The sequence below is a fragment of the Gemmatimonas sp. genome (assembly GCF_041689975.1).
In the GTDB taxonomy this organism is placed as follows: Bacteria; Gemmatimonadota; Gemmatimonadetes; order Gemmatimonadales; family Gemmatimonadaceae; genus Gemmatimonas.
Genome location: NZ_JBDNFF010000225.1, coordinates 1 through 2,084, shown reverse-complemented (window position 1 = coordinate 2,084; position 2,084 = coordinate 1). Strand labels below are relative to the sequence as shown.

Sequence of the window (2,084 nt, the reverse complement as noted above, 5' to 3'; positions counted from 1 at the left end):
GCCCGGTTCGCTGGTGGTCAGAATGATCGTCGTACCTGGCGGAGGCTCCTCGAGCAACTTGAGGAACGCGTTGGCCGCTTGGTCGGCGCCCTCCTGCGAGACCATCCGTTCGGCGTCGCCCACCACGAACACGGCCCGTCGCGCCATCGCCGGTCGCAGCGAGGCCTGATGCACCAAGGCGCGAACGGTGGCGACGTACAGGCCCTCGGTACCCGGCGCCGGCGCCCAGAGGCCTTCCTCCTCCATGCGCTCGGTAATCGCCTCGCTGTAGTCGGCTTTCACGTCCTCGGGCGACGCGTCGCCATCTTTCAGGCGGGGGCGCGGAAAGAACCAGTGCAGGTCGGGATGCATGCCGCGCACCGAGTACCGGCAGTGCTGGCATTCGCCGCACGGTTCGTCCAGGCGCACGGCCAGTGCGCGCTCACAGAGCAGGTACTGACCGAGCCAAAGACCGAGGCGCTGCTTGCCTACACCGCGGCGACCTTGCAGCATGATGCTGGCGGGCAGCCGGTCATCGGCGGCCGCCGCCGTGAGCCGATGCCGCAGAGCAGCATGTCCGTAGAGCGGGCGAAACGACATGCGCGCAATATGCAGGGATCACCATCCTCCCCGTCAGTCCGCCTCCATGACTCCGACACTGCAGCTATCTGATTTGCGCGTTCGTGTGCGCGTACGATGCATGATGCTTGCTCTCGCCACGCTGGCCGTCACGGCCAGTGCCGGCGCCCAGACGGCTCCGCCGCTTCGGGCCCGGGCACTGGGGCTGGCTCCAGGCGTCTTCCCACCAGGCGCCAACAACGCGATCACCGATGTGGCAGGTGTGCGCGTGGGGCATGAAACGGTCACGTTCGGCGACTCGATCCGTACCGGCGTCACCGCGATCATCCCGCACGGGGGCGACCTGTATCGCGATCGCGTACCGGCCGCGGTTTACGTGGGCAACGGGTTCGGCAAGTTGCTGGGCGTGACACAGCTGCGAGAACTCGGCGAACTCGAAACGCCGGTGTTGCTCACCTGCACGCTGTGCATCTGGCAGGCTGGTGACGCGCTGGCCCAGTACATGTTGGCGAAGCCGGAGAACGCCAACGTGCGGTCGATCAATCCGGTGGTGGGCGAAACAAACGACGGGCAGTTGAACCTGACCCGCTCGCGACCGGGGGTCGCCGCCGCCGTGAACCGCGCGCTGGCCACTGCCGACACGGGCCAGGTGGCCGAAGGCAGTGTGGGGGCAGGACACGGCACCGTGATGTTCGGCTGGAAGGGCGGCATCGGGACGTCGTCGCGAAAACTGCCGGCCTCCCTTGGCGGATACACGGTGGGGGTGATCGTCCAGGGCAATTACGGCGGGGTATTGCAGATGGCCGGCGTGCCGATCGGACAGTTGCTGGGGCGCTATGCCTTTCAGCGCGACGTGGAGCGCGCGGCGGGCAGTCCACCCGGAGACTTGGGCGCGGAGCGCGGCGACGGCTCGTGCATGATCGTGATCGCGACCGACGCGCCGATACTGTCGCGCAATCTGGAACGATTGGGGGCCCGTGCGGTCATGGGACTCGCTCGTACGGGATCGAGCGCCTCGAACGGCTCCGGCGACTACGTGATCAGCTTCTCCACGTCGCCGCGCGTGCGCCGTTCGCCCGATGCTGCCGTCTCGACGAACGACGAGGTCGGGAACGATGCGATGTCTGCGCTGTTTCAAGCGGTAACGGAAGCCACGGAGGAAGCTCTGTACGACGCCCTGCTGATGGCCACACCGGTCTCCACGCGAGCGGGCCGGGTGAACCCGCTGCCACGTGACTCCGTGCGCGCGATGTTGCAAGCGCGCGGCATTCGCGCCCCTCGATAAAGGACACGAGCATGGATTCGTCTTCTCTCCTCATGGCGACCGCCGACCGTGCAAAGGTCACGACGCACGCACCGACATCGGTGCTGCCATGGCAGTTGGCGGCGGTGGTGTTCGCGGCGACCAGCGTGATCGTGGGTCTGATCTGGGATATCTCATGGCACATGACGATTGGTCGTGACACGTTCTGGACGCCGGCTCACCTGGCGATCTATACCGGCGGCGCCGTGGCCGGACTGGCCTG

Annotated in this window: 1 protein-coding gene and 2 pseudogenes; 2 read left to right on the top strand and 1 reads right to left on the bottom strand. The window is 67.0% G+C overall.

Annotation, left to right across the window (positions count from 1 at the left end):
* Window positions 1-579, bottom strand: a pseudogene (locus ACESNG_RS14100) (hypothetical protein); the annotation flags it as partial.
* Between the two features lie 46 nt (window positions 580-625).
* Here ACESNG_RS14100 and ACESNG_RS14095 point away from each other — a divergent pair.
* A complete protein-coding gene (locus ACESNG_RS14095; RefSeq protein WP_373063499.1) occupies window positions 626-1,843 on the top strand; it encodes a P1 family peptidase in 1,218 nt (405 codons plus the stop codon).
* A gap of 11 nt (window positions 1,844-1,854) precedes the next feature.
* Window positions 1,855-2,084: pseudogene (locus ACESNG_RS14090) on the top strand (hypothetical protein); the annotation flags it as partial.